The sequence below is a fragment of the Rahnella sp. 2050 genome (genome assembly GCF_040544515.1).
Taxonomy (GTDB): domain Bacteria; phylum Pseudomonadota; class Gammaproteobacteria; order Enterobacterales; family Enterobacteriaceae; genus Rahnella; species Rahnella aceris.
The window spans coordinates 491,507-506,878 of the sequence record NZ_JBEPKE010000001.1 but is presented as its reverse complement, the minus strand read 5'-3'; the positions used below and the strand labels follow the sequence as shown (position 1 = coordinate 506,878).

Annotated in this window: 11 protein-coding genes; 5 read left to right on the top strand and 6 right to left on the bottom strand. The window is 56.0% G+C overall.

The window, feature by feature from the left end:
* Window positions 1–146: 146 nt before the first annotated feature.
* Complete coding sequence (locus tag ABIC79_RS02150; RefSeq protein WP_013575257.1) at window positions 147–329, bottom strand: hypothetical protein; 183 nt, start codon at window positions 327–329, stop codon at window positions 147–149.
* Window positions 330–719: 390 nt separating this feature from the next.
* Here ABIC79_RS02150 and ABIC79_RS02145 point away from each other — a divergent pair, with 390 nt between their 5' ends.
* Window positions 720–1,817: a glycerol dehydrogenase gene (locus ABIC79_RS02145; RefSeq protein WP_013575258.1), complete on the top strand. Its 1,098-nt coding sequence runs from the start codon at window positions 720–722 to the stop codon at window positions 1,815–1,817.
* Between the two features lie 224 nt (window positions 1,818–2,041).
* Here ABIC79_RS02145 and ABIC79_RS02140 read toward each other — a convergent pair whose 3' ends face one another.
* Complete coding sequence (locus ABIC79_RS02140; protein ID WP_354566507.1) at window positions 2,042–3,328, bottom strand: DUF445 domain-containing protein; 1,287 nt, start codon at window positions 3,326–3,328, stop codon at window positions 2,042–2,044.
* A complete protein-coding gene (locus ABIC79_RS02135; RefSeq protein WP_354566506.1) occupies window positions 3,328–4,005 on the bottom strand; it encodes a LysR substrate-binding domain-containing protein in 678 nt (225 codons plus the stop codon). Before ABIC79_RS02135 ends, ABIC79_RS02140 begins: the two co-directional genes overlap by 1 nt.
* On the opposite strand from ABIC79_RS02135, the gene ABIC79_RS02130 reads away from it, so the two are divergent.
* The 4 genes from ABIC79_RS02130 to ABIC79_RS02115 all read left to right on the top strand — a co-directional run bounded on the left by ABIC79_RS02130 (window position 3,999) and on the right by ABIC79_RS02115 (window position 9,529).
* Window positions 3,999–4,289: an MFS transporter gene (locus ABIC79_RS02130; protein WP_126124826.1), complete on the top strand. Its 291-nt coding sequence runs from the start codon at window positions 3,999–4,001 to the stop codon at window positions 4,287–4,289. The two genes, ABIC79_RS02135 and ABIC79_RS02130, sit on opposite strands and share 7 nt — an antisense overlap.
* Window positions 4,290–4,368: 79 nt before the next feature.
* On the top strand, window positions 4,369–6,030 hold the full coding sequence (locus tag ABIC79_RS02125; RefSeq protein ID WP_037034745.1) for a multidrug ABC transporter permease/ATP-binding protein: 1,662 nt from the start codon (window positions 4,369–4,371) through the stop codon (window positions 6,028–6,030).
* A gap of 24 nt (window positions 6,031–6,054) precedes the next feature.
* The gene (locus tag ABIC79_RS02120) at window positions 6,055–6,870 is read left to right on the top strand and encodes a hypothetical protein (RefSeq protein WP_119261564.1); all 816 of its coding nucleotides are present in this window, start codon (window positions 6,055–6,057) and stop codon (window positions 6,868–6,870) included.
* A gap of 232 nt (window positions 6,871–7,102) precedes the next feature.
* Window positions 7,103–9,529, top strand: a complete 2,427-nt coding sequence (locus ABIC79_RS02115) for a DUF3772 domain-containing protein (protein ID WP_013575264.1) — start codon at window positions 7,103–7,105, stop codon at window positions 9,527–9,529.
* A 212-nt stretch (window positions 9,530–9,741) separates the two neighbouring features.
* On the opposite strand, the gene ABIC79_RS02110 is transcribed toward ABIC79_RS02115, so the two are convergent.
* Genes ABIC79_RS02110 through ABIC79_RS02100 form a run of 3 tightly spaced genes read right to left on the bottom strand, consistent with a single transcriptional unit; the run spans window position 9,742 to window position 15,367 of the window.
* Window positions 9,742–12,873 (bottom strand): efflux RND transporter permease subunit, encoded by a 3,132-nt coding sequence (locus tag ABIC79_RS02110; protein WP_121019400.1) that lies wholly within the window; start codon window positions 12,871–12,873, stop codon window positions 9,742–9,744.
* Window positions 12,870–14,114, bottom strand: a complete 1,245-nt coding sequence (locus ABIC79_RS02105) for an efflux RND transporter periplasmic adaptor subunit (protein WP_354566505.1) — start codon at window positions 14,112–14,114, stop codon at window positions 12,870–12,872. Before ABIC79_RS02105 ends, ABIC79_RS02110 begins: the two co-directional genes overlap by 4 nt.
* Entirely contained in the window at window positions 14,114–15,367 is a 1,254-nt protein-coding gene (locus ABIC79_RS02100; RefSeq protein WP_112151881.1) for a TolC family protein, read from the bottom strand. Before ABIC79_RS02100 ends, ABIC79_RS02105 begins: the two co-directional genes overlap by 1 nt.
* Window positions 15,368–15,372: the final 5 nt, after the last annotated feature.

Below are 15,372 nucleotides of genomic sequence, written 5' to 3'. Positions count from 1 at the left end.
ATACAAAAAGCCCCGACTATTCGGGGCTTTTGCTTTTTTTCTATTTTATTTTTGCAGATGAACCCAATACAGGCACGTGCAAAATACTTCCACGGGTAAAGCAAGGGTAACGCACGACACTTAACTGATGAAGGGCAAGATGGCAATCAAAACGCCTTCACCAACATTCCGTTCTGTGGCTGCTGCTGCGGATTTCGCAGCGCCATGTCGAAAGATTTCTCGATCTCTTTCAACTGTTGTAAAAATTCGTTCGGCGAAAAGTCGTGTGGTTTGCTGCTCATATAGGCAAGCGCCAGTTCTTTGGCGTTATAGCGCTGAAAGTTGTACATGCTGTTCCTTATTAATTTCAGAAATATTAATGGAATGGCTAACAGCGAGCTGGCTAATGACCACTGCTTACGACGTGCTGCCAATGCGATGAATTCTACGGGGTTTACTGATAAGGGAAAGTCGCTTTTATTGATGCATTCAATAGTTAAAAGCTAACAGACTGCGCTTTATCTATCAGCGATGAATCATGCGAATTTTAATAATCATTAAGAGGTATTAAATCGTTCAAATATGAATTGTCTTATTATTTTAAACTTCCGCATTAATTGAAGAAATTCTTTGCGAGTCATGCTGTTAATGTGAATTAAAAGGGTTGGGCTTCCTGTCATGCTGCGTTACCCTCGGAGGGTTATTCACTTTCACATTATCAACGAAAAGAGGTTTTTATCATGAGTAAATTTATCTTCTCTTCGCCAAGAAAATACGTTCAGGGCAGCGGTGTACTGGATGAGTTAGGGGATTATCTGCCCGACCTGGGGGGAAAATCATTCCTGATTGCAGATGATGTTGTTTGGGGAATTATCGGTGACCGCGTACAGAAATCATTGAAAAAAGCGGGCGTAGAATTCCACTACGAGCGCTTTAACGGTGAAGCCTCTGCCAGCGAAATCACCCGTCTGGCAGGTATCGCCCGTGATGCGGGAACACAGGTAGTGGTTGGGCTCGGTGGCGGTAAGACGCTCGACACGGTTAAAGCCATTGCAGATGAACTGAAACAAAACGTAGTGATTGTGCCGACCGTTGCCTCTACCGATGCGCCGTGCAGTGCGCTGTCGGTTATCTACACCGATGAAGGCGTTTTCGAATCCTACCGTTTCTACAATAAAAACCCGGATCTGGTGCTGGTGGATACCCATGTTTGCGCACAGGCACCGGTACGCCTGTTCGCCTCCGGTATCGCTGACGGCCTGGCGACCTTTGTTGAAGCGCAGGCGGTATTGCGTTCTCATTCCCAGTCTATGGTAGGCGGCGACCCGACTATCGCCGGGATGGCCATTGCCGAAGCCTGCGAAAAAACGCTGCTGACTTACGGCTACAGTGCTTACACCGCAGTTGAGCAGAAACTGGTGACGCCAGCGGTTGAAGCTGTGGTGGAAGCCAACACATTGCTTTCCGGTCTGGGCTTTGAAAATGCCGGTCTGGCGGGGGCGCACGCCATCCACAATGGTTTTACTGCGATCTCTGGTGATATTCACCACCTGACGCACGGTGAAAAAGTGGCATACGGTACATTGACGCAGATGGTGCTGGAACAACGTCCGGACGAAGAAATCGCGAAATACGTGCGCTTCTACCGCGCCATCAAAATGCCAACCACGCTGAAAGAAATGCATCTGGAAAACGAATCTTTCGCCAATCTGGTGAAAGTGGGTGCGCTGGCAGGCGGCGAGGGCGATACGCTGGGCAATCTGAACCACAACCTGTCTGCCGAAGATGTGGCGAATGCCATTCTGGCGGTGGATGCGTTCAGTAAAACTGTGAAGTAATTATCGGCTTGTGCCTTTGGGAAAAGTGAGGCATGCGGGTGGTAAGGCGAATGCACACGTTAACTCATTCATTTGTCTTTAATACCCAACCCTCCCCTTCGCAGGAGAGGGCGCCGGTCGGGCTATTTCCGGCCTGGCTTTTTGCTACTCCCCCTGCAGAGGGGGAGTCTGAGAAGAGGTTTTAAGGACCAGAACCGGGGTAAAATACAGGTTGTTCAGGCGCCTTAAATCCGCGCCATCACCCAGGGAATCGCCACCGGCAGTTGTGACAGCAGGTAAAGCACCAGGCCGATAAAGGCACCGACCAGCGTGCCGTTGATGCGGATAAACTGCAAATCCTTACCGATATTCAGTTCTATTTGCCGCGACATATCGCGCGCGTCCCAGCCTTTCACTGTGTCGCTGATGTGGCGGGTCAGGAATTCGGCGAATTCCGGCGCGACTTTCTCTGCAATACTTTCCATCTGCTGATTCAGCGAGAGGCGCAGCTTTTCGTCCTGCGCCAGCGCATTACCCAGCCATTGCCCGGATTCGGTGACTTTGGCGAACACCTGCGAATCCTCGCTTTCTAAATCTTCTTTCAGCCAGTTACGCATATCGCCCCACAGCTGCAAAACATACGTATTCAGCTTTTCGTCATCTTTCAGATACTGTTTGATCTCTTCAGCTTTCTGCGCGGTCGCCGGGTCATTTTGCAGCTTCCAGATAAAGCTTTGTACCGAGCGATCGAAGCCTTTGCGGAAAGCGTGGGTTTTATCGTTGCCCATATCGTCGAGCACGGAATTCACGGCATTGGAGACCATATCCGCGCCGTTGCGCCCCAGCCAGCCGGTGGGCAGTAATTTGGCGGTCAGCGGATGTTCGCGTTTCATCCAGCCGACAATCTGCGCGGAGATAAACTGCCGCGTGCTGTCTTTTGCCAGCAGGATTTCCAGCTGATCCATCGCCTGATCCAGCAGTTCCTGATGGCGGCCGTTTTTGGTCAGGCTTTCCAGCAAGGTGGCAATCGACGCCGACAGGTCGATTTTGTCGATCACCCGGTACAGCGCACGGCGGATAAGCTGGGCGATGCGCTGATCGTCAGTGACGTCCAGAAAACCGCGGATCATCTTCACGGCATATTTGGCAAACCGTTGTGCGTTGTCGGGCGCGTTCAGCCAGTCTGTCAGCATCCGCGCCGGGTCATGCTGGCGGATCAGTGTGATAAGTGTGGCGGGCGCGAGGAATTTCTCCTGCACGAACACCGCCAGATTATCGGCAATCTTGTCTTTGTTTTTAGGGATGATCGCCGTATGCGAGGCGACAAACGGCACCGGCACGCGGCGGAACAGTGCCACGACGGCAAACCAGTCAGCCATTGCCCCGACCATCGCGGCCTCGGAAATGGCTTTCAGACCGGACACCCAGAAGTTGGGCGGCAGGAAAAGGGTGATGACAAACAGGGCGGCGGCAACCAGCAGCAACCCCAGCGCGTTACGTTTACTTCGGCGAAGTTCTTGTTCTTTATCCATTACCTCAGTTTAGGAAGCGAGCGGCGGACTGTCAGCTTTTTTCTTGCGATTGCGCCACTTGCCGTGCAGTGCGCGATAACCAGTTGCCGGAACGCCGCCAGCGCGGGTGTTTCTCCGTCCTGACGCCATGCCATATGGATTTCAGCAACGGCGTCGGGATGGCTGAGCGGGCGGAATTCTATGTCGGGAAAGGCCAGCTGGCGGGCACTGTCGGGTACAATCGCCAGCCCGACACCGGCGCGCACCAGCCCGAGAATAGTGTGAGTCTGGCTGCAATGTTGCACGTAATGCGGCACGACGTTGGCCTGTGCAAACAGCCCGGCGATACAGTCGTAAAAGTATTTTCCTTCGCTGGCGGAATACATGATGAAAGGTTGTCCGGCAAAGTCCCGCAGACGGAGGCGTGGTTTGGCGGTCAGCGCGGATGAAGCAGGCAACGCAACGCATAAAGGCTCACGCAGTACGCAATGATAGGCCAGCGGAAATAACGTCACCGGCTGGCGCACAAAGCCGATATCCAGCGTGCGCGCCGCCAGTGCCTGAAGCTGGGCTGACGACACCATTTCCTTCATTACCAGCGTGATTTCCGGCAATTCCTGAGCTGCCAGCGCGATAATCTGCGGGATTTGCCAGTAACTTTGTTTCCACTGATGCGGCGGTGATTGCGTTGATGACACTGGCGTTTTTTGGCAAAGGTTTACCGGCCATCGGCTGGGCAGTGATGTCAGATACCGCGCCGGAGAAAATGATCGGCCTGAGCGGCGGGGTGTTTAACTGCCTGGGTAACGTTGCGGGGATTATTACGCCCGTAGTGATCGGTTATATCGTCGCGGCAACCGGCTCCTTTAACCTCGCGCTGTGGTTTGTCGGCGCACACGGTTTGCTCGGCATGTTTGGCTATCTGGTGGTCGCCGGTAAGTTCGAGCGCATGGTGATCCGCCAGGATACGCGGGTAAAATGAGAATTGTTCTTGATATGACAATGCGTGTCATTAAACTGCGTGCAGCATCATTTACCTGCATTCAGAATGAGAAAAATTCATGGAGTTGTTACGTGTTGTCTTTAAGCAATACCGCTGGCCGTTTTTAGGGGTGATGGCGCTGAGCCTGCTCAGCGCCGTTCTGGGCATCGGGCTGATCGCGTTTATCAATCTGAAACTGATTGAAACCACCCAAGGCTCGCTGATGGTTCTTCCGCAATTCCTCGGATTACTTCTGTTGCTGATGGCGGTCACGTTAGGCTCTCAGCTGGCGCTGACCGTGCTCGGTCATCACTTCATTTACCGTCTGCGTGGCCAGTTCATTAAACGTATTCTCGATACCGATATCGAACGCATCGAGCAAATCGGTAATGCGCAACTGCTTGCCAGCCTGGGCAGCGACATCCGTAACATCACACTGGCGTTTGTGCGCCTGCCGGAGCTGGTGCAGGGGATTATCCTGACCCTTGGCTGTGCGGGATATCTGGCCTGGCTGTCACCGGAAATGCTGCTGGTGACGGTCATCTGGCTGTTGATCACTATTTTCGGCGGTTTCAAACTGGTGTCGCATGTTTACCGTCATCTGGCGAAAGTGCGTGATGCGGAAGACAAACTGCAAACCGATTATCAGAAAGTGATCGAGGGGCGCAAAGAGCTGGCGCTGAACCGCGAGCGTGCGCGCCATCTGTTTGATGATGTGTACCGTAAAGATGCCGAAGAATATCGTCATCACATCATCCGCGCCGACACCTTCCACCTGAGCGCCGTGAACTGGTCGAATATCATGATGCTGGGCGCGATTGGCCTGGTGTTCTTCATGGCGAATACGCTCGGCTGGTCGGATACCGACGTTGCCGCTACTTATTCCCTGACGCTGTTGTTCCTGCGCACGCCAATGTTACAGGCTGTGGGTGCGCTGCCGACGCTGCTCAGCGCGCAGGTGGCTTTTGGCAAACTGAAAGCATTGAAACTGGCGGAATATAACGCAGCCTTTACCCCCGCCATTGTCGCGAAAAAGTGGCAAACCCTTGAACTGCGCGACCTGACCTTCAGTTACGCAGGCAAAGAAGAGGGCGCTGGTTTTGGCGTCGGTCCGCTGAACCTGACGATCACCCGTGGCGAGCTGGTATTTTTGATTGGCGGCAACGGCAGCGGAAAATCGACAATGGCGATGTTGCTGACCGGCCTGTATCAGCCGCGTTCCGGGCAAATCCTGCTCGACGGCGTGCCGGTCACCGCCGAAAACGCCGAACAATACCGGCAGATTTTCTCGGCGGTGTTCACCGACTTCCACCTGTTTGGTCAGCTCATGGGTCCGCAAGGCGAGATGCCGGACCCGCTGCTGGTGGAAGACTGGCTGCAACGCCTGAAAATGAAAGAAAAACTCCAGTTCAACGGCAATGAAGTGACCAATCTGCAACTGTCCGCCGGACAGCGTAAACGGGTGGCGCTGTTGCTGGCGGCTGCCGAAGGGCGTGATTTCCTGCTGCTCGACGAATGGGCGGCCGATCAGGATCCCCAGTTCCGCCGTACCTTCTACCGTGAGCTGTTGCCACAATTGCGTGATATGGGTAAAACCGTGCTGGCAATCAGCCATGATGATCACTATTTTGAACACGCCGATCGTCTGCTGGAAATGCGACAGGGCAAATTGCACGAACTGCACGGGCAGGCGCGTATTGACGCCAGCCGCGATGCGGTCGCACAGATTGGAAGTCACTAAATTGTTTACTGAAGGCAAAGGAAAATGAACTGGAATGAAGTGATGGTGTGGGGCATCAGCGGTGCGGTCATTGGCTCGCTGATCGGGGCATTACACAAAAAAGGCAAAATTGGCCGGGTACCTGCGGTGATCTTATTTCTGGTGTTGATCATCGGCGGTAACCTGCTGTGGGGGGGCGTCATCAAACCGCGTCTTGCCGGTAACAGTGAAGAGCAGAAAATCGATCAGGCGCTGGCCGAATTGCCGCTGTACAACACCATCAGAATGCAGGAACCGGCACTGTATGCGCAGATCCGCAGCAATATCCTGAATATGAAGAAAGAGGGTAAACCGCAGCAGGAAGCCATTGATACCGTCAAACCGATGGTGTCATTGTTACTCTCGCAACGCATCAGCCACGCACCGGACGCCAATGTGAACCAGGCGATGCAGGTAAATCTGGAAGAAATGCAGACGCTGCAGGCACGCAAAGACGGCAGTTGCTTTAAATTCCTTTATCCGCAGGTCAGCGGCGGCGTGAATACCGCACAGGTGCTGCCACCGGAACTGTTCCGCAAAGATCTCGACACCATGAATGATTTACTGCTGGCGACCGGCAGCGGGCAAACGGTTATGCCCACCCCTGTGAGCACGGAAAAAGTGGTGCAGATGATGGTGCCGGTGCGTGAAGCCCTGGCCAGTATGTACGGAGAACAGTTGCAGATGTTTAATGACCTGACCAAACCGGATATCGATCGCGAAAAAGTGTGTGAAATTTCCATCAGCCTGTACTCCGGCATTCTGGCGCTCCAGCCTGCGGAGTCTGCGGCTATACTTCGCCAGATGCTCGGTCAGCACTAACCGTCATCCCTCAGGCTGCCTCTGCGTTAGCTTCGTTCGCAAACCCCGGTCATATACTTATGTATGCTGCCGGGGATTTGCTCAGTCGCTGCCCTGATGCACCCCGAATGATTTAGGGTTATGCACCGCAGCCTGAGAAGCAGAAAATCCCTACTCCTTTTGGCACGAGAAAGCGTATCCTTAGCCGGATTTTTCAAACAATAATTTCCCGAACTCCCGGAATCATCCTTCTATGCAAAAAATGTTAAGAGTGCCGTTGTTGCTGGCATTGTTGTCATGTCTGCTGATAACGCCGGTGCTGAGTCAGGCTGACGAAAGTACAGGCCAGCCTGCCACGGCGGAACAACCGGTTAAAGTGAACGTCACGACCGCGTTACCGGCATTACAAAAGCGTCTGGATCAGCTGAAACAGCAGGTCTCTTCGGCGAAAACCGACAAGAAATTTACCGGCCTGACTGATGCTGCGCAGAAACTGGCCGAAGATGCCGACAAACTGACGGGTGCGCTGACGCCGGATCTGGCGCAGGTGCAGGCACAGCTCGACGTGCTGGGTCCGGCGCCTGCACCGGGCACGATCACGGAAACACCGCAAGTGATCAGCCAGCGTAATAAGCTCAACAACAGCAAAACGCTGCTGACCACGCAAATCGAGCAGACCAAAGCCATCTCCCTTGGTGCGCAAAACCTGTCTTCGCAAATCGCCGGATTACGTCGTGATGCACTGAAAACCCAGATTGCGCTCAATACCGGCAGCATTCTCGGAGGGAATTTCTGGGCACCGCTTATTACGCCAAACGATGATGATGCGGCGCGTTTTGATGACTTCGGTTCGCAGGTTAAAGACGCGTGGATGCAGGCGTGGAGCGAGGAATGGCGCATCGGCACCGCAATTTATCTGTTACTGGCGCTGGTGATTGGCCTGGCCGGTCGCCGCGTGCTGGACAGACCGATGAACTGGATCCTGCCGCGCTGGTTGCCGCAGGGGCGTTTCCGTCGCAGTTTTCTGGCCTGTTTTACTACGCTGAGCACCACCCTGACGCTTGGCATCAGCGTTCAGTTGCTCGGGTATATTTTCACCCGTCTGCCGGATACCTCGCCGTGGGTGACGGAATTTGCCGGACAACTGGTTGAACTGACCTATTTCTCCGCCGTGATCGCCGGTCTGGGGATTGCATTACTTTCCAATAACCATCCGTCGTGGCGTCTGCCGGGCATTGCCGATCCGCTGGCAAAAACACTGGCATCATTCCCGGTTCTGCTGGCGGGCTTTATTTTCCTGTTCGGTATCATCGAACAGCTGAATAACCTGGTCGGTGCCAGCGTCTCAGCAACGTTATTTGGCAACGGACTGGCGGCGTTACTCGTGGCGCTCAACTGCCTGATCGCGCCAGTGCGTATCAACCGTATGCGTCGCAAGATGAAGGCCGAAGGGGAACAGACCGAAGCACGTTCCACGCTGGCCGGGCTTATCCATCTGGTGATAAGCCTGACGGCGTTTGTCATCCTGATGGCGCTGCTGATTGGTTATATTCCGCTGGCGCGTTTTGTGACCTTCGAACTGCTGTGGATCGGGCTGGTAGTCAGTTGCCTGTATCTGCTGATCCACTTTGTCGTGGACCTGTGTGAGAGTCTGTTTGCGCCGACCACGCACAGCGGCAAAATCCTCAAAAGTACGCTGAGCGTCAATGACCGTCACCTGTCACTGGCTGCCACGTTATTCTCGGCAATCGGTAAAACCGGACTGCTGCTGATGGCCGCCGTCGCGCTGCTTAACGGTACTTTCGGCACGACGACGCCGCTGGAGCTGCTGGCAAAAATCGTCGATATCTGGGGCGGTAAAGGTCTCGAAAGCATGAACATCATTCCGGCGCACGCGGTCAACGCGGTGCTGTGTCTGGTGGTCGGCTGGTATATTTTGCGTTCCGCACGCAGGTGGCTGGATAACGATTTCCTGCCAAAAACCATGATGGATCGCGGTATGCGTGCCTCGCTGGTGACGCTGTTCACCAACGTCGGCTACGTGCTGATCATCCTGCTGACGCTGTCTTCGCTGGGCATCGAATGGAACAAACTGGCGTGGATCGTCAGTGCCTTGTCGGTCGGTATCGGTTTTGGTTTGCAGGAGATTGTGAAGAACTTCATCTCCGGTCTGATCCTGCTGACCGAACGTCCGGTGAAAGTGGGGGATTTGATCAGCATCAGCGGTGTGGAAGGGGATATCCGCCGTATCAATGTCCGTGCAACTGAAATTCAGCTAAGCGATAAATCCACCGTGATTGTGCCGAACTCACAATTGATTTCGCAGAACGTGCGTAACGCCACCATGGGTAACGCGCAGGGCGTGGCGACTATCACGTTGACCTTCCCGCTGGATATCGACCCGGAACAGGTTAAGACATTGCTGCTGGAAGCCTACAACTTGCACGAATCCATTCTGGAAAACCCACCGGCCTCGGTCAGCTTTAAAGAACTGGGACCGACCGGGATTGTGCTGAGTGTGACAGGTTTTGTGAACAGCCCGCGCATGGTCAGCGGTACGCGCAGTGATTTGCTTTACGAAATCCTGAAAATGCTGCGGGCCGCGGGGATCAGTCTGAGTCAGACGCAGACGATGATTCTGGAGAAACCGGCAGAGAGGATCGTTCCGGTTGAGGAGTAAAATCCAAAGCATGATCCGGTCGACTCCCTCCCCTGCGAAGGGGAGGGTTGGGGTGGGGTATTAAAGAAAAATCAATAAGTTGAAGTATACCTTGACAAGATGTTAGCCCTTAAAACCCCCTCCCGACCTCCCCCTTCGCAGGGGGAGGAGCCAGGACAAAACCCTAAGAATGATCCGTTCGGCTCCCCGCTGCGAAGAGGAGGGGCTTTCCCTTAAACTTTTTTATTCCTTCTCCGATGCATCAGCAAATACACCGCCGGGATCACCAGCATCGACAACAACGGGGCACTCACCATGCCGCCGATCATCGGCGCGGCAATACGCTGCATCACTTCTGAACCGGTTCCTCCGCCCCACATGATCGGCAGTAAACCCGCCATGATGGTGGCAACAGTCATGGCTTTTGGCCGGACGCGCAACACCGCACCGTGGTGAATGGCGTCGCACAGTTCTGCCTCACTCATATCCCCGCCGGCTTTTTGCTGACGTTGCACTGCCTGATTCAGATACAGCACCATGATCACCCCGAACTCGGCGGCAACCCCGGCCAGGGCGATAAACCCGACGGCGGCGGCGACCGACAGATTGAAACTCAGCAGGTACAACAGCCAGACGCCACCGGTCAGGGCAAACGGCAGTGTCGCCATGATCAGCAGGGCGTCGCGCACGCTGCTGAACGTCACGTATAACAGGACGAAGATGATCAAAAGTGTCACCGGTAGCACGATTTTCAGTTTTGCCGTGGCGCGTTCAAGATACTCGAATTGCCCCGACCAACTGACTGTCACCCCTTCCGGCAATTTTACCTGCTGGTTGACCGCCTGTTGCATGTCTTCGACGGCAGATTTCAAATCTCGTCCGCGCAAATCCACATAGATCCAGTCTGAAAGACGGGCATTCTCACTTTTCAGCATCGGCGGGCCATCGGTGACGTTGACGGATGCCAGCGCCGACAGCGGCACCTGTGCGCCGGAGGCGGTCAGCACCGGTAAATCCCGCAGCGCCTGCACGTTGTCGCGCAGCTCACGCGGATAACGCAGGTTGATGGGATAACGCTCGCGGCCTTCCAGCGTTTCGCCGATATTTTCCCCGCCGACCAGCGTTGAGACCAGCGACTGTAATTCAGCCACCGTGACACCGTAACGTGCCGCTTCACGCCGGTTAATATCAATATCGACGTAACGACCACCTTCCAGCCTTTCGGCCAGTGCCGAGGTCACGCCCGGCACCTGTTTCACGATATGCTCGATCTGCTGGGCGATCTGCTCGATTTGTGCAACGTTATTGCCGTTCACCTTGATGCCCACCGGGCTTTTGATGCCGGTGGCCAGCATGTCGAGACGGTTGCGGATAGGCGGCACCCAGACGTTGGCGATGCCGGGCAATTTCACCGCGTTGTCGAGTTCTGTCACCAGTTTGTCCGGCGTCATGCCCGGTCGCCACTGGTCCCTCGGTTTAAAGCGGATGGTCGTTTCGATCATGGTCAGCGGCGCCGGGTCAGTGGCGCTGTCGGCGCGTCCGGCCTTGCCAAATACACTGGCGACTTCGGGCACAGTTTTGATTAACCGATCCGTCTGCTGCAACAACCGTGCGGCTTCGCGGGCTGAAATCCCCGGCAGCGTCGACGGCATATACAGCAGGTCGCCTTCATCGAGCGGCGGCATAAATTCACTGCCCAGTTTTGCCAGCGGATACAGAGACACCAGCAGGAACAGGCCGCTGAATAATAGCGTGGTTTTCGGACGTTTCAGCACGGCAGAAAGCACCGGCTGGTAGGCGGCAATCAGCCAGCGGTTGATCGGGCTGGCATTTTCATCAGGAATTTTGCCACGAATAAAATAGCCCATCAGCACCGGCACCAGAGTGATGCCCAGCCCGGCAGACACCGCCATCGCGTAGGTTTTGGTGAATGCCAGCGGGGAGAACATCCGGCCCTCCTGTGCTTCCAGCGAAAACACCGGAATAAACGACAGGGTGATGATCAGCAAACTGCAAAACAGCGCCGGACCCACTTCCGTGGCGGCACGCTCAGACACCTTCCAGTAATCCGCCGACGCAGGCTGCTGGCCGGGATGATCGTGCCGCCATTGCTCCAGCACCTTATGCATATTCTCGATCATCACAATCGCCGCATCGACCATGGCGCCGATGGCAATCGCGATACCGCCGAGCGACATAATATTGGCGCTGACCCCCTGATAATGCATGACGATAAACGCGCCGAGAATACCGAGCGGCAGGGTGATGATCGCCACCAGCGCCGAGCGGAAATGGAACAGAAACAGCGCGCAGACCACCGCGACTACCGCGAATTCCTCCAGCAGTTTATGCGACAGCGTTTCGACGGCGTTTTCAATCAGCGGCTGGCGATCGTAGACCGGCACGATTTCAACCCCCGCAGGCAGCGTGCGGGCGAGGGCATGTAGCCGCTCTTTCACCGCCTTCAGGGTTTCCAGTGCATTTTTACCCGAGCGCATAACAATCACGCCGCCCGCCACTTCGCCTTCACCGTTAAGTTCCGCCACGCCGCGCCGCAGTTCAGGGCCGGTGCGGACGGTGGCGACATCCGCCAGCAGCACCGGAATACCGCTGTTGACTGTCACGACCACATTGTTGAAATCATCCAGACTTTTCAGATAGCCGGAGGTGCGCACCATGTATTCGGCCTCGCCCATTTCCAGCAGCGAGCCACTGCTTTCCTGATTAGCGTTTTGCAGCGCGGTCACCAGTTGCTGATGTGTCACGCCCCGGGCGCGCATCCGTTGCGGATCGGCCACCACCTGATACTGACGCACCATGCCGCCGATGCTGGCGACCTCAGAGACATTCGGTACGGTTTTCAGGTCATAACGCAGCGTCCAGTCCTGCAGGGCACGAAGTTGTTCGAGGCTGTGTTTGCCGGTTTTGTCGATCAGCGCGTATTCATAGATCCAGCCGACGCCGGTGGCATCCGGCCCCAGCGAGGCTTTGGCTCCGGCGGGCAGTGAGGATTGAACCTGACTCAGGTATTCCAGCACGCGGGAGCGCGCCCAGTAAGGATCGGTACCATCATCGAACAACACATAAACATAGGCATCACCGAACATCGAAAAGCCGCGCACGGTTTTCGCGCCGGGCACTGACAGCAGGGTGGTGGTCAGCGGATAGGTCACCTGATCTTCGATGATTTGCGGTGCCTTGCCCGGATAACTCACGCGCACGATCACCTGCACATCGGAGAGATCCGGCAGGGCGTCGAGCGGCGCTTTCTGCAATGACCAGATGCCCCAGCCCGCCATCATCAGCGCGGCGAGTAACACCAGCAGCCGGTTCTTCAGCGACCAGCGGATCACAGCGGCAATCATAAATCACCTCCGTGCTGGTGCGCGTCCGGCGCGGGGGCGTCGGTGGCAGGCAGTGCGCTGCGCAGGCTGGCTTCGGAGTCGATCAGGAACTGTCCGGAGGTGACAACAGACTGACCTTCTTCCAGGCCTGAAAGTACCTGCGTCCAGCCATCACGCGTCACGCCGATGGTGACCTTCTGCGGGGTGAAATGTCCGTTGCCGTCGTCGAGCAGCACGGTATTGCGGCTGCCGGTCTGGATCAGCGCTTCCTGCGCAATGGCCAGAACCGCCGTCTGCGCACTGACATCCGGCGATAAATTCAGGTACATGCCGGGACGCAGTTTTTCCTGCGGATTATCAATCACCACGCGGGCTTTCAGCGTACGGCTGACGGCATCCACATCCGGCAGCAATTCGCTGACCGTACCGTGAAATATCTCGCCCGGCTGACTGTCGGCACTGGCCGTAATTTTGCCGCCGATCTGGATCTGACTGGCGGCAGAAGGCGGATAATCCATCACAATCCAAACCTGTTTCAGACTGGTCAGTTCGAACAGCGGCTGTGTGGCGCTGACCTGCGCCCCTTCACGCACGGAAAGCAGGCTGATATAACCGTCTTCCGGCGCGACTACGTCGATGCGGGTTTGCGGCTGACCGGTTTTATCGACGCGGCGCAGAATGTCTTCCGGCATAAACTGCAAAGCCAGCCGCTGACGGGCGGCAGCCGTCAGGCTGCGGTCGGCAAGCTGACGCACGGCCAGATATTCCTGCTGCGCGGCGGTCCAGTCGGGGATCCACAGTGTGGCCAGTTTCTGACCTTTTTTCACAGGCTGCTGGCTGGCAGCGACGTAAAGTTTTTCGACTAAACCATTCGCACGGGCGGCGACCGTGCGCAGGCTGCGTTCATCGGCGCTGACCGTGCCATACACATTAAGCGGTGCGGAAATCATCCGTCGCTGTACCTTTTCACTGCGCATACCGAGATTTTGCTGCTGACGGGCGCTGACCGTCACACCGCCGTCATCCGTGGCTTCATCGGCGTAACGCGGCATCAGATCCATATCCATAAAGGGCGATTTGCCCGGTTTATCGAAACGCTGGCCGGGCGTCATCGGGTCATACCAGTACAGCACTTTGCGTTCGGCCGGAGCAGCAGAAGCCTGCGTTTGCGCTGCAGGGCTGTGACGGCCAGCCACGTAACCGGCGGCGAGTGCGGCCATGATGGCGACGGCCAGCAGGCTGTAAGTTTTAGCGGAAGTCATTAATGAATCTCCTGGGGGGCCAGATAGCGCAGGGCGACCCAATAGCGGGCCACTTCCAGCCCGGCATTGCGTTCGGAAATCTGGCTGTCGATCAGGTTGCGGCGGGCGTCGAGAACGTCATTCAGGCTGCTTTTTCCGGCGCGATACTGTGCCTGAATCACGCTGATGCGTTGCTGTTGCAGGGGAATAACGTTGTTTTTTTGCCGCTGCCATAACGTGGCGGCGGCCTGATATTGCGCCAGCAAACTGGTCAGTTGCGCCTGATGGTCGCGCATCAGTTGCGCCAGCCGGTCATTGCTTTCCATTGCCATCGACTGATCGGCGGCGTGATCTTTATCCTGACGCGAAGCGGTAAACAGCGGCAGATCGACGGTAAACATCACCCCTGCCAGATCTTCATAACTGTCGGCACGATGGGCGTAATAGACTTCCACGCCGACATCCGGCAGCGCCGCAATGGCCGACTGGGAAGATTTCGCCTGCGCCACATCGGCTTCACGCCGAGCCTGAATAATTTCAGGATGTTGTTCGACGCTTGTCGCCTGTAACGCCTGTGGAGGAAGTTCGGTGAAAGGCGGAATGGCACCGTTAATTTCAGGCTGATCGATGCCGGTCAGCTGGCTTAAGCGGGTGCGCGCCAGTTGAACATCCCGTTCGGCTTCGGTCAGTTTGTCTTGCATGCTGATGAGCGTCAGGTGCGCGTCCAGCACCGAGGCGGGCAGCGAACTGCCGCTGCTGACACCGCCCCGCTGAACCCCAATCTGGCGCTGACTTTCGTCCACCAGTTTTTGTAATTGCGAGACGGTTTGCCCGCCGATGGCCAGTTCCATCCAGGCCAGCGCCGCATCGCGTTGCAAACGTGCCCGGATACTCTGGCGGGTAGCCGCCACTTCCCGGGATTCTGCACGCAGCGTGTCGGCTTTGCGCTGGCGCTTATCGCTGCTGATGTAATCCTGCATGATGCCGATACGTTCCATCGTCATCCCTTCACGGGTAAACCGGTCGGTGTTGCCGCCGCTGACCGGCAGGTTTTCGATACCGAATTTCAGCTTCGGATCCGGCAGTTGCATGGCCGAATCGGCACGGTTATCCAGCGCATTGATCTGGTGACGACTGGCAGAAAGCTCGGCGGAATAATCCTGCGCAGCGACCAGCGCCTGCGGCAGGGTAACGGGTGTGGCAAACGCGCTGACCGGCACAAAAGCCAGCAGCCATTGCCACGTCATCCGGTGATGGCGCGGTAAAGTCAACATGGTGA